The organism is Rhizobium ecuadorense, assembly GCF_001187535.1.
In the GTDB taxonomy this organism is placed as follows: Bacteria; Pseudomonadota; Alphaproteobacteria; order Rhizobiales; family Rhizobiaceae; genus Rhizobium; species Rhizobium ecuadorense.
The window spans coordinates 1-217 of the sequence record NZ_LFIO01000732.1; the positions used below are offsets into that span (position 1 = coordinate 1).

General features: G+C 64.1%; 1 protein-coding gene. It reads left to right on the plus strand.

Features of this window, described 5'->3' with window-relative positions; genetic code table 11:
- A partial coding sequence (locus AF337_RS13610; RefSeq protein ID WP_152971061.1) for a zinc-binding dehydrogenase occupies positions 1-217 on the plus strand: 217 nt, incomplete at both ends.

Below are 217 nucleotides of genomic sequence, written 5' to 3' on the forward strand. Positions count from 1 at the left end.
CCACTTGTGGCGCTGACCGCATGGCAGGCGCTGGTCGAGCGCGCCAAGCTGCAGAAGGGGCAGAGGGTGCTGATCCATGCGGGCTCCGGCGGCGTCGGCACCATTGCGATCCAGCTTGCCAAACATCTCGGCGCCCATGTGGCGACGACCGTGAGCACGGCAAATATTGATCTGGTGAAAAGCCTCGGCGCCGACGTGGTGGTCGACTACAAGAAGG